Source organism: Spirillospora sp. CA-128828 (assembly GCF_050945415.1).
In the GTDB taxonomy this organism is placed as follows: Bacteria; Actinomycetota; Actinomycetes; order Streptosporangiales; family Streptosporangiaceae; genus Spirillospora.
Genome location: NZ_CP191986.1, coordinates 6,829,806 through 6,855,829, shown reverse-complemented (window position 1 = coordinate 6,855,829; position 26,024 = coordinate 6,829,806). Strand labels below are relative to the sequence as shown.

26 protein-coding genes are annotated in these 26,024 nt (G+C 70.1%); 16 read left to right on the top strand and 10 right to left on the bottom strand.

Features of this window, described 5'->3' with window-relative positions; all coding sequences use genetic code 11:
• Positions 1-27 precede the first annotated feature (27 nt).
• The 3 genes from ACQPXG_RS33060 to ACQPXG_RS33050 all read right to left on the bottom strand — a co-directional run bounded on the left by ACQPXG_RS33060 (position 28) and on the right by ACQPXG_RS33050 (position 1,866).
• Positions 28-276, bottom strand: coding sequence for a hypothetical protein (locus tag ACQPXG_RS33060; protein WP_433463061.1), 249 nt, complete (start codon positions 274-276; stop codon positions 28-30).
• Positions 277-416: 140 nt separating this feature from the next.
• Positions 417-1,175: a cytochrome b/b6 domain-containing protein gene (locus ACQPXG_RS33055; RefSeq protein WP_433463060.1), complete on the bottom strand. Its 759-nt coding sequence runs from the start codon at positions 1,173-1,175 to the stop codon at positions 417-419.
• Positions 1,162-1,866, bottom strand: a complete 705-nt coding sequence (locus ACQPXG_RS33050; protein ID WP_433463059.1) for a molybdopterin-dependent oxidoreductase — start codon at positions 1,864-1,866, stop codon at positions 1,162-1,164. Before ACQPXG_RS33050 ends, ACQPXG_RS33055 begins: the two co-directional genes overlap by 14 nt.
• A gap of 95 nt (positions 1,867-1,961) precedes the next feature.
• On the opposite strand from ACQPXG_RS33050, the gene ACQPXG_RS33045 reads away from it, so the two are divergent.
• The 3 genes from ACQPXG_RS33045 (at position 1,962) to ACQPXG_RS33035 (ending at position 6,917) form a co-directional block, all read left to right on the top strand.
• Positions 1,962-2,543, top strand: coding sequence for an HhH-GPD-type base excision DNA repair protein (locus ACQPXG_RS33045; protein WP_433463058.1), 582 nt, complete (start codon positions 1,962-1,964; stop codon positions 2,541-2,543).
• Positions 2,544-2,938: 395 nt separating this feature from the next.
• Positions 2,939-5,020, top strand: a complete 2,082-nt coding sequence (locus tag ACQPXG_RS33040; protein ID WP_433463057.1) for a SpoIIE family protein phosphatase — start codon at positions 2,939-2,941, stop codon at positions 5,018-5,020.
• 253 nt (positions 5,021-5,273) lie between these two features.
• A complete protein-coding gene (locus ACQPXG_RS33035; RefSeq protein ID WP_433463056.1) occupies positions 5,274-6,917 on the top strand; it encodes an RNA polymerase sigma factor in 1,644 nt (547 codons plus the stop codon).
• A gap of 80 nt (positions 6,918-6,997) precedes the next feature.
• Here ACQPXG_RS33035 and ACQPXG_RS33030 read toward each other — a convergent pair whose 3' ends face one another.
• Positions 6,998-7,741: a YaaA family protein gene (locus tag ACQPXG_RS33030; RefSeq protein WP_433463055.1), complete on the bottom strand. Its 744-nt coding sequence runs from the start codon at positions 7,739-7,741 to the stop codon at positions 6,998-7,000.
• Between the two features lie 23 nt (positions 7,742-7,764).
• Between ACQPXG_RS33030 and ACQPXG_RS33025 the strand changes: the two genes are divergently transcribed.
• Entirely contained in the window at positions 7,765-8,490 is a 726-nt protein-coding gene (locus ACQPXG_RS33025; RefSeq protein ID WP_433463054.1) for a GNAT family N-acetyltransferase, read from the top strand.
• 185 nt (positions 8,491-8,675) lie between these two features.
• On the opposite strand, the gene ACQPXG_RS33020 is transcribed toward ACQPXG_RS33025, so the two are convergent.
• The 3 genes from ACQPXG_RS33020 to ACQPXG_RS33010 form a co-directional block, all read right to left on the bottom strand.
• Positions 8,676-8,906, bottom strand: a complete 231-nt coding sequence (locus tag ACQPXG_RS33020; RefSeq protein ID WP_433463053.1) for a DUF7455 domain-containing protein — start codon at positions 8,904-8,906, stop codon at positions 8,676-8,678.
• A gap of 119 nt (positions 8,907-9,025) precedes the next feature.
• Entirely contained in the window at positions 9,026-10,099 is a 1,074-nt protein-coding gene (locus ACQPXG_RS33015) for an ABC transporter permease (RefSeq protein WP_433463052.1), read from the bottom strand.
• Positions 10,096-10,998, bottom strand: coding sequence for an ABC transporter ATP-binding protein (locus tag ACQPXG_RS33010; RefSeq protein ID WP_433463051.1), 903 nt, complete (start codon positions 10,996-10,998; stop codon positions 10,096-10,098). The genes ACQPXG_RS33015 and ACQPXG_RS33010 overlap by 4 nt, the downstream gene beginning before the upstream one ends.
• Positions 10,999-11,209: 211 nt before the next feature.
• Here ACQPXG_RS33010 and ACQPXG_RS33005 point away from each other — a divergent pair, with 211 nt between their 5' ends.
• From ACQPXG_RS33005 to ACQPXG_RS32965, 9 genes are all read left to right on the top strand, one after another.
• Positions 11,210-13,300: a DNA gyrase/topoisomerase IV subunit B gene (locus tag ACQPXG_RS33005; RefSeq protein ID WP_433463050.1), complete on the top strand. Its 2,091-nt coding sequence runs from the start codon at positions 11,210-11,212 to the stop codon at positions 13,298-13,300.
• Positions 13,301-13,386: 86 nt separating this feature from the next.
• Positions 13,387-13,869, top strand: a complete 483-nt coding sequence (locus ACQPXG_RS33000; RefSeq protein WP_433463049.1) for a hypothetical protein — start codon at positions 13,387-13,389, stop codon at positions 13,867-13,869.
• On the top strand, positions 13,866-14,993 hold the full coding sequence (locus tag ACQPXG_RS32995) for a sensor histidine kinase (RefSeq protein WP_433463048.1): 1,128 nt from the start codon (positions 13,866-13,868) through the stop codon (positions 14,991-14,993). The genes ACQPXG_RS33000 and ACQPXG_RS32995 overlap by 4 nt, the downstream gene beginning before the upstream one ends.
• A gap of 17 nt (positions 14,994-15,010) precedes the next feature.
• Positions 15,011-15,670 carry a response regulator gene (locus ACQPXG_RS32990; RefSeq protein ID WP_433463047.1) on the top strand — a complete coding sequence of 220 codons (660 nt, stop codon included), beginning with the start codon at positions 15,011-15,013 and terminating at the stop codon, positions 15,668-15,670.
• 73 nt (positions 15,671-15,743) lie between these two features.
• Positions 15,744-16,106, top strand: coding sequence for a hypothetical protein (locus ACQPXG_RS32985; protein WP_433463046.1), 363 nt, complete (start codon positions 15,744-15,746; stop codon positions 16,104-16,106).
• Between the two features lie 50 nt (positions 16,107-16,156).
• On the top strand, positions 16,157-16,693 hold the full coding sequence (locus ACQPXG_RS32980) for a flavoprotein (protein WP_433463045.1): 537 nt from the start codon (positions 16,157-16,159) through the stop codon (positions 16,691-16,693).
• Positions 16,694-16,772: 79 nt separating this feature from the next.
• The gene (locus tag ACQPXG_RS32975; protein ID WP_433463044.1) at positions 16,773-17,318 is read left to right on the top strand and encodes a TetR/AcrR family transcriptional regulator; all 546 of its coding nucleotides are present in this window, start codon (positions 16,773-16,775) and stop codon (positions 17,316-17,318) included.
• Complete coding sequence (locus ACQPXG_RS32970) at positions 17,315-17,827, top strand: DUF2867 domain-containing protein (RefSeq protein WP_433463043.1); 513 nt, start codon at positions 17,315-17,317, stop codon at positions 17,825-17,827. Before ACQPXG_RS32975 ends, ACQPXG_RS32970 begins: the two co-directional genes overlap by 4 nt.
• The gene (locus tag ACQPXG_RS32965) at positions 17,824-18,303 is read left to right on the top strand and encodes a DUF6463 family protein (RefSeq protein ID WP_433463042.1); all 480 of its coding nucleotides are present in this window, start codon (positions 17,824-17,826) and stop codon (positions 18,301-18,303) included. Before ACQPXG_RS32970 ends, ACQPXG_RS32965 begins: the two co-directional genes overlap by 4 nt.
• Here the strand turns inward: ACQPXG_RS32965 and ACQPXG_RS32960 are convergent.
• Positions 18,238-18,687, bottom strand: a complete 450-nt coding sequence (locus ACQPXG_RS32960) for a MarR family winged helix-turn-helix transcriptional regulator (RefSeq protein WP_433463041.1) — start codon at positions 18,685-18,687, stop codon at positions 18,238-18,240. The genes ACQPXG_RS32965 and ACQPXG_RS32960 overlap by 66 nt on opposite strands.
• Before the next feature lie 78 nt (positions 18,688-18,765).
• Here ACQPXG_RS32960 and wrbA point away from each other — a divergent pair, with 78 nt between their 5' ends.
• Together wrbA and ACQPXG_RS32950 are read left to right on the top strand one after the other, a co-directional pair.
• Positions 18,766-19,434 (top strand): NAD(P)H:quinone oxidoreductase, encoded by a 669-nt coding sequence (gene wrbA, locus ACQPXG_RS32955; RefSeq protein WP_433463040.1) that lies wholly within the window; start codon positions 18,766-18,768, stop codon positions 19,432-19,434.
• Positions 19,431-20,852: an MFS transporter gene (locus tag ACQPXG_RS32950; protein ID WP_433463039.1), complete on the top strand. Its 1,422-nt coding sequence runs from the start codon at positions 19,431-19,433 to the stop codon at positions 20,850-20,852. Before wrbA ends, ACQPXG_RS32950 begins: the two co-directional genes overlap by 4 nt.
• A gap of 72 nt (positions 20,853-20,924) precedes the next feature.
• On the opposite strand, the gene ACQPXG_RS32945 is transcribed toward ACQPXG_RS32950, so the two are convergent.
• Complete coding sequence (locus ACQPXG_RS32945) at positions 20,925-23,411, bottom strand: DNA gyrase/topoisomerase IV subunit A (protein ID WP_433463038.1); 2,487 nt, start codon at positions 23,409-23,411, stop codon at positions 20,925-20,927.
• 135 nt (positions 23,412-23,546) lie between these two features.
• Between ACQPXG_RS32945 and ACQPXG_RS32940 the strand changes: the two genes are divergently transcribed.
• Positions 23,547-24,722 carry a lactate 2-monooxygenase gene (locus tag ACQPXG_RS32940; protein WP_433463037.1) on the top strand — a complete coding sequence of 392 codons (1,176 nt, stop codon included), beginning with the start codon at positions 23,547-23,549 and terminating at the stop codon, positions 24,720-24,722.
• Here the strand turns inward: ACQPXG_RS32940 and ACQPXG_RS32935 are convergent.
• Entirely contained in the window at positions 24,676-25,992 is a 1,317-nt protein-coding gene (locus ACQPXG_RS32935; protein ID WP_433463036.1) for an FUSC family protein, read from the bottom strand. The genes ACQPXG_RS32940 and ACQPXG_RS32935 overlap by 47 nt on opposite strands.
• Positions 25,993-26,024 lie beyond the last annotated feature (32 nt).

The following is a 26,024-nucleotide window of genomic DNA, read 5'->3' as shown; positions in this document are numbered from 1 at the left end:
CGTCACATGGACCGGGTGACCGGCTGCTCAGCCGTCGACCCCACCGGCGGGGGTCCGCCCAGAGGGCGGCTTCGATTTCAGGATTCCGGTGAGATGCTCACGCGCCATCCGCTCGACCCTCGCCGGCGTCGCCTCAAGGCCCAGGTGGGCCATGCACGCCTGGACGTCGGCCACACACCGGTGCACCGCGTCCGAGGGGAAGGTCGCGAACTCGCCGCAAAGGCGACGTGCGAGCTCGTCGCGGATCTCGTTCCGGTGATCGGCCAGTGCAGGCATCTGCGTACACCTCCGCGCACGGGGTTCCGGCGGGCGGGGACGCCGCCGGCGTGAGACGGTGCGGCGCGGACCGACCCTGGCATGGGAGCTCCGCGAGAACCCCGCCTCGATGTCCCATTCCAGCGCTTTTGCCGGGAGAGTCAAGACATACCCGGACGTCGTTTCGCAAATTCTGGGCCGTGTCCGGCCGCGGCGTCGCCTGGATCGTCGTCCACCGTACTGACCTGCGCATCCTGCTGGTCGCCCGGTGATTTTCCACCGGCGTTCCGTGACCTGCTCATGGCGTCGGCCCAGCGCGCGTGGTGCCGGGCGGCCCAGTCGGCGTCCACCCGCCCGGTCAGCATCCCGGTGAGCGCCCCGCGGTCCCGCGACGCCTCCCACAGATGCCCTGCCGTCACCACCACGATGATGAGGAAGAGCCAGTCGTGGACGAACGTGGCGCCGGTTCGCCACCGATCGCCCCACGGCCCGGGAAAGGTCATGATCTCGCCGGTGCCGAGCATGATGAGGATCGCGCCCGCCGTGAACGCGGCGTTCAGTTTCTGTCCCGCGTTGAACTTGCCCACCGGCAGGATTCCGCGTCCGTCCCGCACGGCCCTGCGGTCGCTGCGCCTGAGCCACTCCCAGTCCCACATGCCGAACCTGTTGAGCCTGCGGAGGTCGGCTCTGAAAGCCCGGGACAGGAGCCCAAGGAGGATCGGCACGGGCAATGCGAACCCACACCACACATGGACCGTCTTGACCATCTCCCTGCGGCCCACCAGCGTCGACAGCATCGGCAGATACAACAGCGCCGCCGTCAGCAGGCAGACCAGCATCAGCAGCGCGGTGACATGGTGGATCGACCGTTCGGCGCGGGTGAACCGCACGAGCCACCTCGACGCGTCACGTCGGTTCATCGCTGCGCCCGTTCGACCGTCCCACCCAGGCGTCCACGTCGTACCCCAAGTCCTCCCAGTAGCCGGGTCTCACCCTGTCGGTCAGCTCGATGCCGCCGAGCCACTTCAGCGACTTGTAGCCGTACATGGGCGCCACATACAGCCGCGTCGGCCCGCCGTGATCGTGTGTGACCGGTTTGCCGTCCATCTGGGTCGCCACGAGGACGTCCCGGCGTCGCGCCTGGTCCAGCGTCAGCGACTCGGTGTAGAGGCCGTCGAACGACGTGAACCGCACAGCCCGTGCCTTAGGTGAGACTCCGACCGCGTCGAGTAGATCGGGCAGCGCCACGCCGACCCACCGCACGTCCGGTACGCGCCAGCCCGTGACGCACTGGAAGTCCCTGTCGAGCACCGTCTGCGGGAGCCGCGCCAGATCGGCCATGCCGAACGACTGGGGCTTGTCGACAAGGCCGGAAACGGTCACGCGGTGGGTTGCGGCGCTATGCCGCTTCACGCTGGGGGTGACGGAGTAATACCGGAACCCCCCGGCGGCCGGCAGGACGTCCCCGATCGGTCCTATCGGTGCCAGGGTCCGGCTCACCTTGTCCTGAATGGACGCCCCCACGGCGACCCCCGCCACGCCGAGGCCGAGCATCCCGAGGACGACCCGCCGTCCGACCGGACTGCCTTCCGCACGTTCCTCCTCGTTCACCTCTCCATTCGAGCACTGCCGCCGACCGCCCGCCAGGTCTCCGGGAGCCTCCGTAAGACTTCTGACACATCCGGGCCCCGCCCTAAGCTGAGCCCATGGCCACGAAGGTTCATCTCGCACAGCGTCCCGAAGCCGATGAGCTGCTCGGACGCAGCCCGCTGGCCGCGCTGGTGGGCATGCTGCTCGACCAGCAGATCCCGATGGAATGGGCGTTCTCCGGCCCGTACACCATCGCCCAGCGGCTCGGTTCCGACGATCTGGACGCCCACGAGATCGCCGCCCAGGATCCGGAACGGTTCGCGGCGCTCCTGTCGGAGAAGCCCGCCGTCCACCGCTATCCCGGTTCTATGGCCAAGCGCGTGCAGCAGCTGTGCCAGTACCTCGTGGAGCACTTTGACGGGGACGCTGAGCAGGTGTGGAAGGGCGTGGACAGCGGCAAGGAACTGTTCAAGCGACTGAACGGCCTCCCAGGCTTCGGCAAGCAGAAGGCACAGATCTTCTTGGCGCTGCTAGGGAAGCAGTACGGGATTCAGCCGGAAGGCTGGCGCCAGGCCGCAGGCGTGTACGGCGAGGAGGGATCGCACCGGTCCGTCGCCGACATCACCGGTCCCGAGTCGCTCGCCAAGGTGCGTGCCTTCAAGCAGGAGATGAAGGCCGCCGCAAAAGCCGCGAAGTAGAACCCGGCCTGCGAAGAAGATGACGACGGCCGGAACTCGCCGAACCGGCCGAGTTGACGCCCCGTGACGCCCCGGCGCCGTAACATCTCCTACTCGCCGTCCGGGCGGGGCGCCCTGGCGTCCTTGTGGGACGGTGTCCGAATCCGACGAGTTCGTCCGGGGCCGAAGGGACAAGGATGTTCAGCAGGGCTTCCGTACGCGGCGAACGATCGGGATGATGAGTACCTGACTCCGACCGGTGTTGTGATGGAGGCGGGAGCGCTAACCTGCTCCCATTCACTCATAGTGATGAAAACTTGCCGCGCGGTACGGGACCCTCTGGGGCGGAGGTGTTGTCCTTGAGCACCGATACGTCCGTCCCGCATCCCCGCGTCTCAGGGGTGGAGGGGCAGCCCATGGATGCGTCCGACGCCGCACTGTACGCGACCTTGCTGAAAGAAGCCCCCGGCGGGCTTGCGTTCTATGACCGTGAGCTGCACTGCCGCCGGGCCAACGACGCGCTGGCGGCGCTGCTGGGCGTGTCCGTGGGCGACCTGCACCAGCGCAGGCCGTCCGAGGTGCTGCCGGAGGGCGTGGCGGCGGCGTTCGAGACGGCGCTGCGGAAGGTGATCGCAGAGGACCGGCCGGTGAGCGACCTCGACCTGGTCGTTCCGGCGGGCGGTCCCCAGGGAGCGTCCGGAGAGGCCTCCGGCGTGGCCACGGCGGTCGAGGAGCGCATCCTGGCGTGCACCTGGCTGCCCGCCAAGGGCGGCGACGGTGAGCGCCTCGGCGTCGTCCTGACGGCCTTGGACGTGACGGAGCGGCGCCGGGCCGAGGAGGTCATCCGCCGCAAGGAGCAGCGCTACCGCTCGCTCGTGGAGGCCAGCGCCCAGGTGGTGTGGGTCGCCGCCCCGGCCGGCGGCGTGATCGACGACGCGCCCGAGTGGCGCGCCATCACCGGGCAGACGCCCGACGACTACACGGCCGGCGGCTGGCTGTCGGTGGTGCACCCGGAGGACCGCCCCCGCATCGAGGTGGCCTGGCGCGACTGCGTCGAGGACAACCGGGTCTTCGAGACCAACTACCGCATCCGCACCAAGAGCGGCACCTACCGGCACTTCGACGTCAGGGCCGTGCCCATCTGGCAGGGCGACGCCGTGATCGAGTGGGTCGGCGCCAACACCGACGTCACCGGCCAGCGCGAGGCCGAGGAGATGCGGGGCCGGCTGACCGAGCAGCTGTCGGCGGCGGCACTGCGCACGGCGCGCCTCCAGCAGGCCACCTCCATGCTCGCCGAGGCCCTCACCGTCTCCCAGGTCGTCCAGGTCATCACCGAGGTGGGACGGTCCGCCATAGGCGCCGACTACTCCGCGGTGGCGCTGCTGGACGACGACAAGCTGCGGCTCAGCATCGTGGCTCCGTCCCAGCCGGGGGCGGAGAGCGAGACGGCGCCGCCGTCCCGCGACGGCATCAAGGTGAGCGACCAGACCGTGATGTCGGTGGCGGTGCGCGAGAGCCGGCCCTTCCTGGCCGAGCACCCCGACAGCCTGCGCCTGCAGCTCGGCCACGGAGAACGGGACCTGTTCGCCCAGCACACCGAGGAGCGTGCCTGGGTGGGTCTTCCGCTGCTCGCGGCGGGCGCCCCGATAGGCGCCCTCCGTTTCTCGTTCACCCGGCCCAGGGAGATCACCGAGGAGGAACGGGTCTTCCTGGAGGCGCTCGCGGGCCAGTGCGCGCTGGCCGTGGAGCGGGCGCTGCTGTTCGAGCGCGAGCACAAGACCGCCGAGGAGCTCCAGAGGAGCCTCCTGCCGAGCGATCTTCCGCAGCTGCCCGGGATGGTCCTCGCCGCCCGCTACAACCCCGCGACACGCCACGTTCAGGTGGGCGGCGACTGGTACGACGTCTTCCGGCTCCCCGACAAGCGGCTCGCCGTCGCCGTGGGCGACGTCATGGGCAAGGGCGTCCTCGCCGCGGCCGGAATGGGACGCGTCCGCAACGCCCTGCGCGCTCTCGCGCTGAACGACCCGCGTCCCGCCGCCGTCCTGGCCGGGCTCGACCGGCTGTTCAGCGCGACCGAGGACGAAGAGCAGTTCACCACCGTCGCCTACGTGGTGATCGACCCGGAGACCGGGCACGGGGAGTTCAGCAACGCGGGCCACCCGCCACCCCTTCTGATCTCGCCTGACGCGCCCGCGCGCGTGAGCACGCGGGAGCCGGGGACGCCGCTCGGCTGGCCGAGTCAGAGGCAGCAGACAAGTTTTTCCATCGAGACCGGCAACACTGTGGTGTTCTATTCCGATGGACTTGTGGAGAACCGTAGGCGTGGGGTGGACGCCGGGCTGGAGGAGCTTGTCGCCGTGGCCGCGGACGCCCCACCTGAAGTGGTAGGAGATCCAGAGAGACTCGTCGACTTCCTGGTCGATCGGATGCTTGCCGGGTATGAGCAGGTAGACGATGTGACCGTGCTTGCCCTGCACGTCCCGCCCAAGCCCGTGTGAAGCCCGCCGAAGACGGCGCGAAGACGGTGGAGCACGTTCGAAGGACCGTCCCGCGCCCTCTAAGGTGGAGAGTTACCGGGTAGGACTTCAAGGCGGAATGCGCAGCAGTGCCAGAATGCTTGACCCAGAGAGAGCGGGTACGCTGCGGTCCCGCACCGGGAGGTCCGCTCCGTGTGTGGTCCCACCCAGTGTGAGGCCGGGCCCGCCAGGGCACTTGGGTCAACCAAGCCACACGTTCGTTCGAGAGGTATTTGTGTCGCCTGCTAGCTCGACCTCGAAAGCGTCAGATCTGCACGATCACGTCATCGCGCAACTGATCGAGCGTGGACGGTCCCAGGGTTACCTCGAAGCCGACGACGTACGACGTACGTTCGAGGAGGCCGACATCCCCGTGTCGAAGGCCTCCAGCATTCTGCGGAGCCTCAGCAAGGAGGGTGTGACCGTCATGGTGAGCGCTGCCGACTCCGCGGCGCCCAAGCGTCCGCCGCGCAAGCGCGCGACGCAGCCGGCTCGCAGGCCCAAGACCGCTGCCGCCGCCAAGGAGCAGCCCGACACGGTGACCGCCGTCGTCGGCGACGACGCGCCGGAGGAGGCCGTCGCCGAGCCCCGCCCGGCGGCGCCCAAGCCCGGGCCGCCGAAGAAGGCCGCCGCCAAAGGCGCGGCCGCCAAGGGCAAGAAGGCCGCGCCCGCCAAGAAAGGCGCCGCGCAGGCCGCCAAGCCCGCACCGGCCAAGAAGGGCGACGACCCTGAGGTCGACGACGAGGTCGAGGTCGACCTCGACGAGGATCTGACCGACCTCGACGTCGAACTCGAGGCCGACGCGGCCGCCGAGGTGGAGGAGCCCGAGGCCGAGGAGGCGCCCGCGCCCGCGGCGAAGGCCGCCGCCCCCGGCGCCAAGCCGGACACCCCGACGAACGAGGAAGAGGGGTTCACCCTCGGCGACGACGACGAGGACGCGCCCGCGCAGCAGATCGCGGCCGCCGGCGCCACCGCTGACCCCGTCAAGGACTACCTCAAGCAGATCGGCAAGGTTCCGCTGCTGAACGCCGAGCAGGAGGTGGAGCTCGCCAAGCGGATCGAGGCCGGCCTCTTCGCCGAGGAGCGCCTCGCCGTCTCCGGCCCCACGATGTCCGAGGAAGACCTCGAGGACTTCGAGTGGATCGCCGAGGACGGCCGCCGCGCGAAGAACCACCTCCTGGAGGCCAACCTCCGCCTGGTGGTCTCGCTGGCCAAGCGCTACACCGGCCGCGGCATGCTCTTCCTGGACCTGATCCAGGAGGGCAACCTGGGCCTGATCCGCGCGGTCGAGAAGTTCGACTACACCAAGGGCTACAAGTTCTCCACGTACGCCACCTGGTGGATCCGGCAGGCGATCACCCGCGCGATGGCCGACCAGGCCCGCACCATCCGCATCCCGGTGCACATGGTCGAGGTCATCAACAAGCTGGCGCGCGTGCAGCGGCAGATGCTCCAGGACCTGGGCCGCGAGCCCACCCCGGAGGAGCTGGCCAAGGAGCTCGACATGACTCCGGAGAAGGTCGTCGAGGTCCAGAAGTACGGGCGCGAGCCCATCTCGCTGCACACGCCCCTGGGCGAGGACGGCGACAGCGAGTTCGGCGACCTCATCGAGGACTCCGAGGCCATCGTCCCGGCCGACGCGGTCAGCTTCACGCTGCTGCAGGAGCAGCTCCACTCCGTCCTGGACACGCTCAGCGAGCGTGAGGCGGGCGTGGTGTCGATGCGGTTCGGCCTCACCGACGGCCAGCCGAAGACGCTGGACGAGATCGGCAAGGTGTACGGGGTGACCCGGGAGCGCATCCGGCAGATCGAGTCCAAGACCATGTCGAAGCTGCGTCACCCGTCCCGTTCCCAGGTGCTGCGCGACTACCTGGACTGATCGCACTGATCGCTCGACAGCAGGGCCTCGCCGGGTGCGGGGCCCTGCTTCGTGTTGTCGGGCTTTGCCGTCGTGGGACGTCAGTCGTGCAGGACGACGTCGAGGTTCGCGCCGTTGAGTTCGGCGGTGTGGCCGAGGTCGGCGACGGCCTTCAGGAGCTCTTCGGGGGTGCGCGGCGAGGCACCCGACTTGAGCAGGTCGTGGGCGATCCGCCCTCGGCTGGCCTTGGCCATGTGGCTGACGACGGTGCGCTTGGGCACGCCTCCGGCGAGCCGTTCGCGGAACACCCGCACGGCGACGGCCGGCCCGGGCGCCTTCCACGCGGACGCGTACGGCCCGGAGCGCATGTCGACGATCAGATCGCCGTCCAGGCTGAGGGCTTCGCGCATCACCGGGCGCCATAGCGCTCCCAGACGTCCCTCAGACGGCAGGGCCACCGCCATGGCCAGCCGATATGGCGGGACGTGGTCGGTGAGCCTCAGCGCGCCCCACAGGCCGGAGAAGATGATGATCTGTTCGGCGGCAGCGTCCGCTTCTAGGCCGGCGAGATCGAGGTTGTCGTAGAGGACACCGGTGTAGAGCCGCGCCGCCGGCAGCGTCGGCGCGTCCTGCAGCGCCTTGTTGCGGGTCAGGGCCTCCTCGGTCTGCCCTGGAGGCAGGCCGAGCACCTCTGGCGCGTCCTCCCGCCGGCACACTTCGGCCAAGGCCGCGAGGACGCGCTCGCGGGCCGGCGTGAGGCCGGGAAAGCTCAGGGAGGTCAGGTCGAGGGGCGGACCGTCCCCGTCGGTAGCCTTCTTCTCCGACGGCGGCAGCAGGATGTGCACGATTCCCCCGAAAGCGGTGACTGATGACGCGGTTCCCAGAGTTCGGCCGGCTCGTCGCCGAGGCGTGGCCCGCGCCGTCCGGCCAGGATATGGGCGGATGGCTGCTGCGCCATGCCGACGGTGTCACCAAGCGGGCCAACTCCGTCCTGCCTCTGGGAGATCCAGGGGACGTGGAAGCCGCCGTCGACCGCGCGGAGCGCTTCTACACCGAACTGGGGTTGCCGACCGTGTTCTCCATGGACGCCGGCGCGAGACCCGACGGGCTCGACGGATTCCTGGAGGGGCGCGGCTACGAACTGGTCGATCCGACGCTCTGCATGGTGACGGACCTGGCGGGCACCTACGCGCCAGACGGTGTGGAGATCGAGGAGACTCCGTCCAGGGAGTGGCTCGACCTCTGGTGGTCGGTGGACGGCCGCTACGACCATCAGCTCCCGATGGCGGAGAAGATCCTCACCGGTGTACCGGCGGGCTACGCATCGCTGGACGGCGTCGCGGTCGGCCGTGGCGTGCCCCAAGGGGAGTGGTTCGGCGTCTACGCGATGGCCGTCGCGCCGGAAGCGCGCAGGCAGGGCCTGGGGCGGCGCGTGCTGCGGACGCTTCTCGGCTGGGGACGCGATCAGGGATGCGAACGGGCCTACCTGGTCGTCGTCGAACGGAACGCTGCGGCCCGGGCCATGTACGAGGCGGAGGGCTTCACCAGGGCCGGCGCCTATCACTATCGAGTGAAGAATGTCACGGCCGGGTGAGAACTTTGTGGATCAAGTGATCCGCATCACCTGAGCGTCCGATATTCGCTACGTTATGCGATCACGCAATTACACTGTGAAGCCATGGGCCAATTGGCTCTGGAGAAGGGTCGAACGGGCGGAATGCGAACGGCGGCCACCGTCACCGGTGACCGCCGTTCGCGGGGCTCGTGCTATTTGGAGGGCTACCGCTCGTCTTCCGGGGCAGTGGCCGGGGTTTCGTTGAGCCGGTCGGTCTCGTCCTGAATGTCGGCCCCGTTGGCTCGCAGCGCCTCCGCGTACTTGCGCCCGTGGTGGGCACAGAACAGAAGGTCGCCGCCGCCTACAAGGACTGCACGGACGTAGGCCTGGGCGCCGCAGCGGTCGCATCGGTCGGCGACGGTCAGCGGCTTGGTTGGGGCAAGGGCTCCAGTCACGGCACCTTCCTCATGCTCGGGGTCGGTACTTAGGACAACATCTAACCCGACGCTGGCGTTCCCAACCTGGTTCTTCGTACGCCCACAGCAGAATGGCCCAATAAGTGACCGAGGTCACATTAGACGGAGTCCCATCGGAACAGGCGCACGGCGATCAGCGCACCGACGACCGCGACGCCCAGCAGAACACCGATTTGGGGCAGCGCGGAGGACGGCCCGAGCCCGCGGCCCATCACATTGAGCATGCCCTCGTTGAGATACCGGAGCGGGAAGATGTACGACAGCGTCTTCAGCCAGCCCGGTGACGCGTCCAGCGGGAAGAACGAGCCGCCCAGGAACGCCATCGGCAGCACCACCAGCTGCGTCACCGCCTGGGCCGTCTCCTGCGTCTTGGCCCACGCGCCGATCATCATCCCGATCGACAGGAAGGCGAGCACGCCCGCGATCACCATCGGGATCGCCATCCACCAGGCGCCGCTGAGCTGGAGCCCGAACATCGGCAGCTGCGCCACCAGCACGAACAGCGCGAACTGGACGAGGGCTATGGCGAGGCTGACCGCGACACGCGCCGCGAAAACGGTGGGGATAGGCGCAGGGGAGAGCTGGAGGCGCCGCAGGATGCCCTTGGTCCGCCACGTCACCAGCGTCTGGGAGGCCCCGAAGACCCCCGCCGACGCCAGTGCCCAGCCCAGCAGGCTCGGCGTGAAGAACTGGATGGCCTTGAGCGAGTCGTCCTCCACCTGCTGGTTGGACACCTGGTAGGCGGGCGGCTTGCCGGTGGCCGCGGCGTTCGCCGACTCGACGATCGAGTTCATCAGCCCCCGCACCGTCCCCGACTTGACCCGGTCGGCCGCTGAGTAGTGAACGACCAACTGGTTGCCGTGCTGTTCGACGACCGCGTCCGCGTCGCCCTTCTCCACCTTGCGCAGGGCGTCGGCGCGATCGGACGTCTTCTCGACCTCCATGACCTTGCCGAGCTGGTCGGATCCGCCGGCCACGGCCCCATCGATGATCGACGCCTGGCCGACCTCCAGGACCTTCACCTTGGACGTCGTCTGGTGACCGAAGATCCCGCCGAAGATGACCAGGAACATCAACGGGAAGAGCACGGTGAAGAACAGCGCCGTGCGGTCGCGCCGGAAGCCCAGGAACATCGCCCTGGAAAGGCTCTTGAAGCTCTCGTAGGTGCTCATGCCCTGTACTCCCGTCCGGTGAGCTCCAGAAAGACGTCCTCAAGGGTGGCGCCGCGGATCTGGACGCCGTCCAGGGCGTCCTTGGCGGCCATGGCCGCGACCACCGCGGACGGGTCGCGGGTCGTGATGGTCAGGGAGACGCCGTCGTCGTCGGCCTCGTCCGCGCCCGGCAGGAGCCGCGCGTCCGCCACGGCCAGGACGCCGCTGGCCACGCTGATGCGGGCCGGTGCGTCCAGGCCGCGCACCAGGACCGCCGGCGGGCCGAGCTTGAGGATCTTGCCCGAGTCCATGATGGCGACGCGGTCGCAGAGGCTCTCCGCCTCGTCCATGTAGTGCGTGGTCAGGACGATGGTGCGGCCCTCCGTGTTGATCGACCGCAGCACGTCCCACAGGTTGCGGCGGGCCTGCGGGTCGAGGGCGGCGGTGGGCTCGTCCAGGAACACGAGCTCCGGGTCGTGCACGAGCGCGCACGCGATGGAGAGCCGCTGCGCCTGTCCGCCCGACAGCTTCTCCACCCGGTCGTCCGCCTTGTCGTCCAACCCGACCAGCTCCAGCATCGCGTCGGCCTTCTTCGCCGGTACGCCGTAGAGGGAGCCGAACGTCCGCAGCTGCTCGCGCGCGGTCAGCCGCTCGAAGAAGGACGACGCCTGCAACTGGACGCCGATCCGCGGCAGCAGCTTCGGGTTGCGCGGCCACGGCGGCAGCCCGAGGACCGACAGGTCTCCCTCATCGGGCTCGCGCAGCCCCTCGATGATCTCCAACGTCGTCGTCTTGCCGGCCCCGTTCGGGCCGAGGATGCCGAAGAACTCGCCTTCCTCGACCGCGAACGTGACCCCGTCCACCGCCCGGACGTCCCCGTACCGCTTCTGGAGGCCGGTGACCTCGATCGTTTGCGCCATGCAAAGGACATTAGGGACGGATGCCTTCATCGCACACCCACCTAAAGGTGGACGTCCGGGTCTAGAAGTCGAAGTCCGGGTAGCCTGGCGAACCGTCCGGGCCCGCCGCGCGGACGTGCGGAACGTCGGCGGCGGCGAGCCTTTCGGTGGATTGTCGGCGTCCGGGGGTACCCTTCTGCCGACCGTCCTACCCCCGAGGAGCACACGCACGTTGACCGCCGCGACCGCCGAAGTGCCAACCGATGACCCGCACGGCTACTCCGCCCGGCACCTCTCGGTGCTGGAGGGGCTGGAGGCCGTGCGCAAGCGACCCGGGATGTACGTCGGGTCGACCGACAGCCGGGGACTCGCACACTGCCTGTGGGAGATCGTCGACAACTGCGTCGACGAGGCCCTCGCCGGCTACTGCACCCACATCAGCGTGACGATGCACGCCGACGGGTCCTTCGAGGTGGGCGACAACGGCCGGGGCATCCCGGTCGACCTGGAGCCCAAGACGGGCCTGCCCGGCATCGAGCTGGTCATGACGCGGCTGCACGCGGGCGGCAAGTTCGGCGGGGTGTCCTACACGGCGTCCGGCGGCCTGCACGGCGTCGGCGCGTCCGTGGTCAACGCCCTGTCCGCGCGGCTCGACGTGGAGGTCGACCGCGACGGCCACACCCACGCGATCAGCTTCCGGCGCGGCCTTCCCGGGGAGTTCGCCGACGAGGGGCGCCCCAACGCCCGGTTCAAGAAGAAGTCGGGTCTCCGGCAGACCCGCAAGGTCGCCAAGAAGGTCACCGGTACCCGCGTCCGCTTCTGGCCCGACCTGCAGATCTTCCTGAAGGACGCCACGGTCGAACAGGCCCTCGTCCTCGACCGGATGCGGCAGACCGCGTTCCTCATCCCCGGCCTCACCATCGACGTCCGCGACGAGCGCGGCGAGGAGATCGTCGACGAGACGTTCCGGTTCGACGGCGGCATCGGCGAGTTCTGCACCTACCTCGCCAAGGACGCGCCGCTCGTCGACGTGCTCCGGCTCCAGGGGCGCGGCCACTTCACCGAGACCGTCCCCGTCCTGGACGACCAGGGCCACCTGACGCCGACCGACGTGGAACGCGACCTCGAAGTCGACATCGCGCTGCGCTGGGGCGGCGGCTACGACACGATCACCAAGTCGTTCGTCAACGTGATCGCCACCCCGAAGGGCGGCACCCACGTGCGCGGCTTCGACCGCGCCGTCCTGAAGGTGGTCAACGAGCAGCTGCGCGCCACCAAGCTGCTGAAGAACGGCGACGAGGACGTCATCAAGGAGGACGTCCTGGAGGGCCTCACCGCCGTGGTGACGGTCCGCCTGCCCGAGCCGCAGTTCGAGGGCCAGACCAAGGAGGTCCTCGGCACCTCCGCCGCCACCCGGATCGTCTCCCAGGTGGTGATGCGCGAGCTGCGCGCGATCTTCGAGAACCCGTCCCGCGGGCAGAAGCAGCCGCTCCGGGCGGTGCTGGAGAAGGTCGTGGGCGCGGCCAAGACCCGCATCGCCGCCCGCACGCAGCGCGACAACCAGCGCCGCAAGAACGCCCTGGAGAACTCCGCCCTCCCGGCCAAGCTCGTCGACTGCCGCACCGCCGACGACCGCAGCGAGCTGTTCATCGTCGAGGGCGACTCGGCCCTCGGCACCGCCAAGCTCGCCCGGAACTCCGAGTTCCAGGCGCTGCTGCCGATCCGCGGCAAGATCCTCAACGTGCAGAAGGCGTCCGTCGCCGACATGCTGAAGAACGCCGAGTGCGCCGCGATCATCCAGGTGCTCGGCGCCGGCTCGGGCCGCACGTTCGACATCGACGCCGCCCGGTACGGCCGCGTGGTGATCCTCGCCGACGCCGACGTCGACGGCGCCCACATCCGGACCCTCCTCCTCACCCTCTTCCACCGGTACATGCGCCCGATGCTGGAGGCCGGGCGGATCTTCTCCGCCGTCCCGCCGCTGCACCGGATCGAGCTGATCAAGCCGAAGAAGGGGCAGGACAAGTACATCTACACCTACTCCGACGCCGAGCTGCGGCAGCGGCTCGTCGAGCTGGAGCGCAAGGGCCAGCGCTGGAAGGAGCCGATCCAGCGCTACAAGGGCCTCGGTGAGATGGACGCCGACCAGCTGGCCGAGACGACCCTCGACCCCCGGCACCGGGTGCTCCGGCGCGTCCGCATCGAGGACGCCGAGGAGGCGGCGAAGGTGTTCGACCTGCTGATGGGCAGCGACGTCGCCCCGCGCCGGGCGTTCCTCACCGCCGGCGCCACCGAGCTGGACATGGAGCGCATCGACACCTGAGCCGGGCGTCCACCCTGCGGTGGAGAACGGGAAGTCCAGCCGGGCGCCGATCCGCGAGAGGGCCGCCGCTCCCTAGCGTCGACGGCATGAACACGCTGGACAACGTCCTCATCGCCCTCGCCGTGCTCGCGCTGGTGCTGTACCGGCAGCTGCGGTCGAGTCCCCTCGACGAGCGGCGGATGTACACCGTCCCGCTGGTCCTCGCGGTGGTCGGCGCGGCCCAGGGCGGGCTGGTCGACAAGGTGCATCCCGCTCTCAGCGTCGCGCTGCTCGCCGGTGAGGCCGTCGCCGCCGTCGGGCTCGGTGCGCTCCGCGCGATCACCGTCCGGTTGTGGCGGGAGGACGACGGAAGGCTGTGGCGGCGCGGCACCGGCTGGACGCTCGCGGCCTGGCTGACGTCGCTCGCGATCCGGGCGGCGTTCATCGGCGCCGGGTACGCGGCCGGGATCAAGGTCGCGACCGGTGGTGTCCTGCTCTTCCTGAGCGTGACGCTGCTCGTCCAGAACCTCGTCGTCGGGCTGCGCGCGAGGAGGCTCGGCACGGCCGGACCGGTTAGCGTCGTACCGTGAAGACCTCCGGGGAGCGGATCACCCGCGTTCTCGTCATCGGCACCCTGCTCACCTGGGGCCTCGTCGCCTACGTCCGCGGCCTGCTGAAAGAGGACCCGGCGCCCGCCCTGCACGGCACGGGACTGGCCCTTCTCGTGCTCAACGTGGTCATGTTCGCCCTCCTGGGAACCGGCATCTGTGTCGGGCGCGGCCAAGGCTCGCCCTACCGGAAGCTGGGAATCGTCCTCCTGCTTCTGTCCCTGGTGCCGGCGATGGCGTTGTACGCGATCGCGCCGCACGCCGGTGGCGGGTTCTTCTTCTGCATGGCCGGTCTGTGGGTGCTGATGTCGCGGCTGCCGCTACGCCTGGGAATCACCCTGAGCGTCGTGACCGTCGTTGTGATCGGCGGGCTGGGGGAGGGGTTCCGGTCCGGTGGCGCCGATCTCGGCCTGATGTCGGCGTTCGCGGGCCTCACGCTGGGCGCCGTGGCCAGCCGCCAGGGCGCGGCCGCGCAGGAGGCGACCCGCCGGGCGGAGGCCGCCAACGCGGTGCTCGCCGAGCGGTCGCACCTCGCACGGGAGATCCACGACATCCTGGCCCATTCGCTGTCGGCGCAGATCGTCCATCTGGAAGGAGCACGCCTGCTGCTGGCACGTGACGGTGACCGCGTCCAGGCCCTGGACCGGGTGGAGCGCGCGCGGAACCTCGCCCGCTCCGGCTTGGAGGAGACACGGCGGGCCCTCGCCACGCTTCGCGGGGAGGTGCCCGAGCCCAAGGAGGTCATCCAGGAGCTCGCCGACGAGTTCTACTCCAGTACCGGCCGTCCTTGCGATGTGCAGGTGACCGGCGTGCCCCGGGAACTACCGCCTCAGGCCGGGCTCGCGGTCGTCCGCACCGCGCAGGAGGCCCTCACCAACATCCGCAAACATGCCCCTGGTGCGCGGGCACAGGTCACCCTGCGATACCTCACCGGCAGGGTCGAACTCGAAGTGACCGATACAGGCGGGACGGAGCCCGCCGTGGAGCTGGGCGGCGGCGGGTACGGCCTCGTCGGGATGCGGGAGCGCGCCGAGCTGATCGATGGCACGCTTGTCACCGGACCGGACGGCAAGGGATTCCGGGTGTCCCTCAGAGTGCCGGCCTGAACGGGAGACGGGACGCGGTGAGCGACAAGACGAGGATCCTGGTCGTGGACGACCAGACCGTGGTACGTGAGGGCCTGGTGCTTCTGCTGGAACTGCTTCCCGGAATCGAGGTGGCCGGGGCGTGCGGCGACGGCGAGCAGGCCGTCGCGATGGTCGCCGAACTGCGTCCCGACGTCGTCCTGATGGACCTGCGGATGCCGCGCGTGGACGGCGTGGAGGCGACCCGCCGCATCAAGGAGTCGCACCCGGACATCGGCATCGTCATCCTGACCACCTACGCCGACGACGAATCGATCTTCGCCGCGCTTCGTGCCGGGGCCCGCGGCTACCTCACCAAGGACGCCGACGCCGACGAGATCGCGCGCGCCGTCGCGGCCGTCCGCGGGGGAGCGTCGCAGCTCGACCCGGCCGTCCAGCGCCGCCTGGTCGAGGCCGTCGCCGTCGGCGAGAGCCCCCGCCGGACCACGCGCGGCGAGTTGCCGGACGGCCTGACCCGGCGGGAGGCGGAGGTGCTCACCCTCATCGCGCAGGGACGCTCCAACGCAGAGATCGCGGGCGACCTGTTCATCTCCGAGGCGACCGTCAAGACCCACATCAACAATCTCTTCGCCAAGGCGAACCTCCGCGACCGCGCCCAGGCGGTCACCTACGCCTTCAGACACGGCCTCACGGGCTGATCATCGGTCAGCGTCCGGCAAGACCTGGGTCAAAGGCCGCGCCGTCCGGGTCCTCCGCCCTCAGCATGAGACCGTGCTCAGAACCTGCATGATCGCGGACTACCTGCGCCCGTACGCGCAATGGCGGATCAACCGCCCCGATCCCTGCGACGGCGGCCGCAACGCCCGCGCCGCGATCGGCCTCATCGATGCCGCCGCCTACGTCCTGCAACTGGACGACAGCGAACGCGTCATCGTCCGCATGGCCATAGCCGGCTGCTTCGCTCTGGGCCGCTTCAACCCGGGCGTCGAGGGCGAGGCCCTCATCCGCTTCTGGCACTACGACGACGCTTCCGGAGGACCGGCCGACCTCTTCGAAGCCCTGGCCGCCTGCGCCGAGCGCGGCCTGCAGGCGCCGCTGCCGCACCCGCGCGAGGGGCAGACCACCCCGGCGTAACTCGTCCGCTGTGATTCGGGCGATGTGATTACAGGGTATGTAATTCCACCGTGGCCGTGCTCTATGTGATCACCTGCGGCGGCCGTCCCGCCGCGGAACTGCCCCCGTTCGTCGAAGGCCTCCGGTCGGACGGCTGGACGGTGTGCGTGGTCTCGACGCCGTCCGGCCTGAAGTTCCTGGACGCCGGGAGGCTGGCCGAGATCACCGGCCACCCCGTCCGCTCCGACTACAAACGGCCGGAGGAGCCCGACGTCCTGCCTCCGGCGGACGCGTTCGCCGTGGCGCCCGCCACGTTCAACACCGTCAACAAGTGGGCCCACGGCACCAGCGACACGCTGGCGCTCGGCCTGCTCAACGAGGCCGTCGGACTCGGCCTCCCCATCGTCGCGGCACCGTGGCCGAACTCGGCCCTCGCCCGCCACCCCGTCTTCGCCCGCAGCATCGCCGAGCTGCGCGACTGGGGCGTCACCGTCCTCCTGGACACCGCCCGCCTCCCGACGCCCGACTCGGGCGGCGATCCCGACGGCACCTTTCCCTGGCCGGCCCTGAGAGAGCACCTCACCGAGATCCGCGACCGCCTGGCCTGAGGCCGAGACGAACGTCACGAACCGGGGTCCGGCCGCGCACTGCTAGGCTCCATACCAAACCTTTTGGTATGGAGGTTGCATGGCAAACGCCGAGGCATGGCTGGACGAGGGGCTCGTCCTGCTGGCCGAACAGGGAGCGCCCGCGGTGACGCTGGACCGGATGTGCGAGCGCATGGGCATGTCGAAGGGCGCGTTCTACCACCACTTCGGCTCGATGCCGAAGTTCCGGACCCGTCTCCTCGCCCGCTACGAGGAGCGGTACACCACCGCGATCATCGACGTGGTGGAGGCGGACGCCGCCCTGTCCGCCCGGCGGAAACTGGACCGCCTCGCCAGGGAGGCGATCATCGACACCGGTCCGGACCTGGAGATCGCCGTGCGGGCCTGGGCGAACCAGGACCGGGAGGCGGCGGAGATGCAGCAGCGCGTGGACGCGACCCGCATCGCCTACCTGCGCGGCCTGTGCGAGGAAGCGGGTCACTCGTCCCCGGACCGGCTGGCCGTCCTGCTCTATCTGGTCCTGATCGGCGGCGCACACCTGATGCCGCCGCTCCCGGCCGCGGACAAGCACGACATCTACGAACTGCTGTACCCGCTCCTGGACGCCGAGGGGAACACGCCATGAGGCAGATCGACACCATTCCGGAACTGGCCGGCCTCCTGACGGACGCCGACCACGTCGACGTCCGCGGCATCGAGTCCGAGGCGTCCCTGCGGGAGTTCGTCGCGGCCGCCCTCGGCTGGCGGCCCGCCTGGCTGAGGGCACTCTTCCGGGCCAGAGCGGTGCTGGCCCGCGCGCTCCGCCTCCGCGATCCGGACGTCCCGCTCGGCACGCCTCCGGGCCCGGCCGAGATCTCGTTCACGCCCGGCGACCCCGCCGCCTTCTTCACCGTCACCCATGGGGCGGAGGACCGCTACCTCGCCCTGGCGGCGACCGACACCCACCTGACCGGCCGCCTGATCTTCACCACGGCACCCGCCGGCGGCCGATCCCGCTACGAACTGGCGACCGTCGTGAAGTACCACCGCTGGACGGGCCCTCTCTACTTCACCGTCATCCGCCCGTTCCACCACCTGATCGTCGCCGGGATGACCCGCGCGGGCGCACGCACCCGAGAGAAGAGGCCGTCATGACACCGGAACCACGCCGCCCCGCCGCCCTCGCCCGCTGGACCCCGCGGCTGATCCTCACGGTCGCCGTCGTGCACATGCTGGTGGGCCTCGGCGCCGACCGCTCCCATTGGCGCGGGATCGCGTCGGACGGCTTGTGGAACACCGTCGCCAACGACGACGACGGCCGGATGACGACCCTCTGGTTCCTGCTCGGCGGTGTGGCCTTCTTCGGCCTCGGCCTGCTCGTCAGACGATCCGTGATCGCCACGGGCACGGTGCCCGCCGAGGCCGGATGGATCCTGCTGGCCCTCGGCGTCCCGATCTCGGTACTGGAGCCCGCCTCGGGCGGCTGGTCCCTGATCGTCCTGGCCGCGCTGGCGCTGTCGGCGTCGCGCCGCCCCCGCGCTCCGGCGGCGGACGGCGCGCGGTTCCTACCGGTCGTCCCGGCGGCGCCTGGCGTCGACATTGCCGGTCAGGGTTCTGAGGACGCCGGGTAGATCCGCCACGGTTTCGGCGGGCAGGCCGGACACGGTCTCCTCCGCGAGCGCGCACCAGATCCGCTTGACCTGGTCGGCGAGCGCCCTGCCGCTGTCGGTGAGTTCGACGACGCTGGCGCGCTTGTCCGACGGGGCCGGCCCGCGGCGGACGTGGCCGGAGGCTTCGAGCTTGCGGGTCATGAGCGTGACGCTGGGCGGCTCGCAGCCGAGCGCCTCGCTGAGCTGCGCCTGGATCATCGGGCCGGTCCGGGCGAGTTCGAGCAGCAGGGCCTCCTGCCCGGGGTGCAGGCCGAGCGGCGCCAGGAGCGTCGCGGTCCTGGCCCGGTGGCGCAGGCTCAGCAGGCGGATGGCCTGGTTGATGGCGTCGGCTTGCGCGAAGTCCACGGACCCTCCTTGACGGAATTAGTTATCTGCATAATATTTATGCGCGTAACTAATCCTACCTGACTTCGAGGGGCCGACATGACCGTGAAGGTCGCCGTCATCTACTACAGCGCGACAGGCGCCGTGCACGCGCTCGCGCAGGCCGTCGCCGAGGGGGCCGTCTCGGCCGGGGCCGAGGTGCGGCTGCGGCGGGTCGCCGAGCTGGCGCCCGACAGCGCGATCGATGAGAACCCGCTGTGGCGGCGGCACACCGACGCCGCCGCGGAGCTCGCGCAGGCGTCGGTCGAGGACCTGGCGTGGGCGGACGCGCTCGCGTTCGGGACGCCGACACGGTTCGGCGCGCCGGCCGCGCAGCTCAAGCAGTTCATCGACCAGGCCGGCGGCCTGTGGAGGGACGGCGGGCTGACCGACAAGCCGGTGACCGCCTTCACCTCGGCGTACAACCGGCACGGCGGCAGCGAGGCCACGATCCTGTCGCTGGCCAACGTGTTCTACCACTGGGGCGCGCTGATCGTCCCGCCCGGATACACCGATCCGGTCGTGTACGCCGCCGGCGGCAACCCCTACGGGACGTCGTCGACCGGCGAAGGCCCCGATGCCGCGGTGCTGGAAGCCGCCAGGTACCAGGGGCGGCGGTTGGCCGAGATCACGATCAGGCTGCTGGAGGGCGGCCGCCTCGCCGGCACCGCCGCGGACGGGGGAGGCGCCCGCGAGACCACGGTCGGCGCGACCTCCCAGACCGCGTGAGCACCGGCACCGCGACGCGGCGGGCGAGAACGCACGCCGGCGCCGCCTGGACGGTCCTGTCGCTGGCGTGTGCGGGCCAGTTCATGGTGATCCTGGACTCGGCCATCGTCAACGTCGCCCTCCCGTCGATCGACCGGGACCTCGGCTTCACCGCCACCGGCCTGGCCTGGGTGGTGAACGGCTACCTGCTCACCTTCGCCGGCTTCATGCTGCTGGGCGGCCGTGCCGCCGACCTGTTCGGCCCTCGCCGCGTGCTGGTCGCCGGGCTGTCCCTGTTCGCCGCCTCCAGCCTCGCCGGCGGCTTGGCCGCCGCTCCGGAGGTCCTCGTGGCGGCCCGCGTCACGCAGGGCATGGGAGCCGCCATGATGGCCCCGGCGACGCTGGTCGTGATCAACACCTGGTTCACCGAGGAGCGCGCGCGTGCCCGGGCGTTCGGCGCGTGGTCCGCCGCGGGCGGTGTCGGCGGGATGGCCGGCGCGGTCGCGGGCGGTGCGATCACCACCGGCCTGTCGTGGCGGTGGGTCTTCCTGATCAACGTGCCGATCGGCGCGGTGCTGATCGTCGTGGCCATGATGTCGCTGGCCGGCACCCCGGCCGGCCGGCGGGAACCGCTCGACCTGACCGGCGCGGTCACGGGGACGGCGGGGCTGGCCGCACTGATCTACGGGGTCATGCAGAGCGCCGATCACGGCTGGACGTCCGTGCGGGTCGCCGGGCCGGTCGTCGCGGGCCTGCTCTTGCTCGCCGTCTTCACCGTGGTGGAGGCCCGTTTCGCCGGCCGGCCGCTCATGCCCCTGCGGCTGTTCGGAATCCGGGGCGTGGCTGTGGGCAACGGCATGCTGCTGCTGTTCGGAGGCATCGCCATCGCGATGTGGTACTTCACGTCGCTGTTCCTGCAGAACGTGCTGCATTTCAGCGCGCTTCAAGCCGGGCTCGGGCAGACGCCCGCTGCGGTGACGTTCATGGTGATCGCACGGTGGGCTTCCGCACTGCTGCCGCGAACCGGGGTGCGTCACCTGGTGCTGGCAGGCTGCGGTTGCTTCCTTGCCGGGTTCGGCTGGCTCTCCCAGGCCCACGCCGACAGCGGCTACGTCACCGGCGTGCTCGGGCCCACGCTGCTCATCGCGGTCGGCATCGGGCTGACCTTCCCCACCCTCATGGCCGCGGCGACCGCCGACGTTCCCGAGGGCGACGCGGGGATCGTCGGCGGCGTGGCCGTCACGTCCAACCAGGTCGGCGGGTCGGTGGGGCTGGCGGTGCTCGCGACGGCTGCCGGCGCCAGAGCCGCGGCGGAGGCCGGCGAGAGTTCCCGGGCCGCCCTCGCCGCCGGCTACGACCTGGTCTTCCTCGTCGCGGCCGGGCTGGCCGTGGCCATCGCGATGGTCAGCCTGCTGCTGCCGGGGCACCGGCGCGGCTGACCGGCCGCAACGCGGCGATCTCCACGCGTCGGTCGTCAGAGGCCCCGGGTCGGTGACCCGGGGCCTCCGGCGTCACTCTTCCGAGGTGTCTTCTTCGGGGGCCGGGCCGATGGGGCCGCCGATGACGGTCAGGGGCTTGTCCAGCTTCTCGCCGGAGCCGTCCCGGCGGCCCATGGCGACGTTGAGCATGGCCGGTTTGCCGTTGGCCGCCGCGGCGCGCAGCGGAGTCGGGGCCGCCCATGCCTGGAGCAGGACGTCCTCGCCCTTGAGGAAGCGGTGGGCGCGGACGCCGCCGGTGGCGCGGCCCTTGGACGGGAAGTCGGCGAAGTCGGCCAGCTTGATCGCCCCGGTCTGGGTGCCGGGCAGGGCCGAGGACGAGCCGGAGACCGTGATGACGCGGGCCTCGCGGGACGGGTCGAGGGCGCCGAACCACAGGACGCTCGCGCCCGCGCCCAGCTTGATCCCGGCCATGCCGCCGGCGGCCCGGCCCTGCGGACGGACGAGCGAGGCGGCGAAGTGCAGGAGCTGGGCGTCGGTGGAGATGAAGACGACGTGCTGGTCTTCGGCGAGCAGCTGGACGGCGCCGACCACGCGGTCGTTCTCCTTGAGGCCGATCACCTCGAACTCGTCGCGGTTGGCCGGGAAGTCAGGGACGACCCGTTTGACCACGCCCTGTGCGGTGCCCAAGACCAGGCCGCCGCCCTCCTCGCCGACGGCGGCAATACCGACGACCGTCTCGTCCGGTTCCAGGTCGACGTATTCGGTGACCGGGGCTCCTCCCGCCAGGGACGGGGGTGTCGCCGAGGCCGGGAGCGTCGGGAGGTCCAGGACGTCTATGCGGATCATCCGGCCCAGCGACGTCACCGCGCCGACCTGGCCTCGTGCGGTCGCCGGGACGACCGAGGTCAGGACGTCGTGCGCCGCCCTGGGGCCGCTGTCGGGCAGCGGGCCGGCGTCGTGGGTGCGGGCCAGGAGGCCGGTCGACGACAGCAGCACCGTGCACGGGTCGTCCGCGACCTCCAGGGGCACGGCCGCGGCGGCGGTGTGGCCGGAGGATTCCAGGAGGATCGTCCTGCGGGGCGTGGAGAACTCCTTGGCGACGTCGCCCAGTTCCTTCGAGACCACGCCGCGGAGCTTCCGCTCGGATTCGAGGATCGCGGTCAGCTTGGCGATCTCCTTGGTGAGCTGCTCCTTCTCCTTCTCCAGCTCCAGGCGGTCGTAGCGGGTGAGGCGGCGGAGCGGGGTGTCCAGGATGTACTGCGCCTGGATCTCCGACAGCTCGAAGATCTGCATGAGGCGCTGCTTGGCCTGGGCGGCGTCGTCGCTCTGCCGGATGACCTGGATGACCTCGTCGATGTTGAGCAGGGCGACGAGCAGGCCGTCCACCAGATGGAGGCGGTCCTCGCGCTTCTTGCGGCGGAACATCGAGCGGCGGCGGACGACGTCGATGCGGTGGTCGATGTAGACCTGCAGCATCTCGCGGAGGCCGAGCGTCCGCGGCTGGCCGTCGACCAGGGCGACGTTGTTGATGCCGAACGTCTCCTCCATCGGCGTGAGCCGGTAGAGGTCGGCCAGCACCGCCTCCGGGTTGAAGCCGTTCTTGATCTCGATGACCAGGCGGAGGCCGACGTTGCGGTCGGTGAGGTCCTTCAGGTCGGCGATGCCCTGGATCTTCTTGTTGTTGACCAGTTCCTTGATCTTGGCCTTGACGCGCTCGGGGCCGACGGCGTACGGCAGTTCGCTGACGATGATGCCCTTGCGGCGGGGCGTGACGTTCTCGATGGCGACCGTGGCGCGGGTGCGGAACGTCCCCCGGCCGCGCTCGTAGGCGTCCCGGATGCCGTCCAGCCCGACGATCTTGCCGCCGGTGGGCAGGTCGGGGCCGGGGACGAAGCGCATCAGGTCCTCGAGGGTGGCCTCGGGGTTGTCGATCAGGTGCCGGGCCGCGGAGATGACCTCGCTGAGGTTGTGCGGGGCCATGTTCGTGGCCATCCCGACCGCGATGCCGGACGCGCCGTTGACCAGCAGGTTCGGGAACGCGGCGGGCAGGACCTCGGGCTCCTGCTCCTGCCCGTCGTAGTTGGGGCGGAAGTCGACGGTGTCCTCGTCGATGGAGGCGACCATCAGCATCGCCTCGCGGGACATCCGGGCTTCGGTGTACCGCATCGCGGCGGGCGCGTCGTCGCCGCCGAGCGAGCCGAAGTTGCCGTGCCCGTCCACGAGCGGCATCCGCATCGCCCAGGGCTGCGCCATCCGCACCATCGCGTCGTAGATCGCGCTGTCGCCGTGCGGGTGCAGCTTGCCCATGACCTCGCCGACGACGCGGGCGCACTTGACGTGCCCGCGGTCGGGGCGGAGCCCCATCTCGTTCATCGAGTACAGGATCCGGCGCTGGACGGGCTTCATGCCGTCGCGCGCGTCGGGGAGCGCCCGCTGGTAGATCACCGAGTAGGCGTACTCGAGGAAGCTGCCGCGCATCTCGTCGGAGACGTCGACGTCGACGATGTTCTCTTCGAAGTCCGGCGGCGGTGGAGGGGATTGGGATGCGCGTCGTGCCATGCCCCACATTGTGGCCGGTCCCGGGGACATCTTTCGCCTTACCCAACCGGGTGTGCCGCCCAAGTCGGCGATCGATCCCGTTTCGTCACCTCCGCGAACCTGGCAGATTGAGGACGGACGGGTCCGATTCCCCAGGTGGAGGTTTCGTTGAGCGGGCTGGCCGACTTCCAGAACTCGATCTATCTGCAGGGTCTCGGGGACGTCCTGCCGACGCTGCCCACCGACCTGACGAAGCTGGAGGGCCTCGCCGAGCGGTCGCTGCCGGCGCAGGCGTTCGGCTACGTGGCGGGATCGGCGGGCAGCGAGGCGACCGCGCGGGCGAACCGGGCGGCGTTCGAGCGGTGGCGGATCGTCCCGCGCATGCTGCGCGACGTCGCCGAGCGCGACCTGTCGGTGGACGTGCTGGGCACCGCGATGCCGTCTCCGGTCCTGCTCGGCCCCATCGGTGTCCAGTCGATCTTCCATCCGGACGGCGAACTGGCGGTCGCGCGGGCGGCGGCCGCCGAGGGACTGACGATGGTGCTGAGCACGGCGTCCTCGTTCTGCATCGAGGACGTGGCGGAGGCGAGCGGGGACGGGCCGCGCTGGTACCAGCTGTACTGGCCGAAGGACAGGGACCTCGCTCTCAGCTTCCTGGGGCGGGCCAAGGCGGCGGGGTACACGGCCCTCGTCGTCACTCTCGACACGTTCACGCTTGCGTGGCGTCCACGGGACCTGGACCGGGCTTACCTGCCGTTCCTGCGCGGGATCGGTGTCGCGAACTATTTCAGCGACCCGGTCTTCCAGAAGGCCGTCGGCGGTCCCGTCACCGACGCCAACCGGGACACGGCGATCCTGCACTGGGTCGCCAACTTCGGGAATCCCAGCCTGACCTGGGATGACCTGATCTTCCTGCGTGAGCACTGGGACGGGCCCATCGCGCTCAAGGGCATCCAGCATCCCGACGACGCCCGCCAGGCCGTGGACGCCGGAATGGACGCCGTCATCGTCTCCAACCATGGTGGACGCCAGGTGGACGGTGCCATCGCTTCACTGGACGCACTGCCTGGTGTGGTCGAGGCCGTTCACGACCAGGCGACCGTCCTGTTCGACAGCGGAATCCGGACGGGATCGGACATCGCCAAGGCACTCGCCCTCGGCGCCAAGGCCGTTCTGGTCGCGCGCCCGTACGCGTATGGGCTTGCGCTGGAGGGCCAGGCCGGTGTCCAGCACGTCCTGCGGTGCCTCCAGGCAGAGCTGGAGCTGACCATGGCGCTCTCTGGCATCAGGCGTCCGGACGAGCTGCATCCGGAGTTGCTTGTGCGCGCGTAGGCGGCGTGTAGATCTCGCGGATCCCGGCCACCGCCGCATTGATCGCGCTGATGGGAGGGTCGTCCGTGACCAGGTGGCTGCGGATGCCGCGCAGTAGATCGACCACGTCGGCGTGGTGCGGGCTCTTGCGCGTGATGGCACGGTGCATCCTCAGCGGGGGGTAGAGCTTGTCCAGCTCTGCGACCGAAACCTCGAACCTGGTCAGCGCACCGGGCTCGCCCTTGAGAACCTCGGGGAGGAGGGCGAGCGCCCCGGCTGCGCGGCGTCGCAGAACGTCCCTGGTGCGGAAAGGCAGCACGAACCATGCGGACGCGACACCGATGACCGCTCCGACAAGGATCGCCTCCATCCGTGTCCAGAGCAGAGGCATCGCGGGCTGCCCGAAGTATCCGTAGAGCAGGGACAGCGCTGCCGTGACCCCGCCGGCCCAGTACGCGTAATTCCGGGGACGCAGCCAGACGGCGACGCCCAGCACAACGAAGATGAGGACGACAGAACCGCGGTTGCCTGGAGCGAACGTCCCTGCCACGAGCGCTGCCAGAAGGGTGCCACCGGTCGCACCGAGCGCGCGCAGGATGCCCTTATGCAAGGCGTCACCTTGCCCAAGGGCCCCGTTGCACACGATGAACGAGGTCAGGACGACCCAGGACCAGTGGTCGGGGAAGAGGAGGTGACCTGCCGTGAACGCACCGACCAGTGCGACTGCCATCTGAGCGGCCATCCGTCCACTGGCCCTGCTCCGTCCCTGTCTTGCCTCAGGCGCAGAGGCCTTGGTGGGCCCCACGCGGTCGGCGAGGACTTGGAACGCTGTCACCCAGAAGCAAGCGATCAGAGCCACGACCGGTGCCCACAGGAGATGCCCCGAGGACCGCGTGTGGGGGACGACGAGGAGCGCGATCGCGGGAAGCATCATCAGCGTGCCCGCCCGCGTGAGACGCGGCCCGAACCGGCGGATCCAGATGGCGGACGCGATGAGCACCACGAAGGCGGCGTCCCCCGCGATGGGGCTGCCGGACATCAGTGTCCCCAGCGCGATCGCGAGGACGGCGACGAGGGGGAGCACGACGAAGCCGGTCATCCGGTCGGCCATCGCCGTGTCCCGCTGTGTTCTGGAGAGCGTGACGGACAGGACGACCGCCTGCATGACGACGTCCGTCCCGAGGTGAGCGAGCCGTTCCAGGAGCAGCGCCGAACCGAAGGCGGCCAGGACCGCCGCCATCGTCGGGACGGCCGGCGCCACGGAACGGGGCCGCACTACGGCAAGAGTCATGGCGCCTCCCCGAATTTAGTAAGTGATAGCGT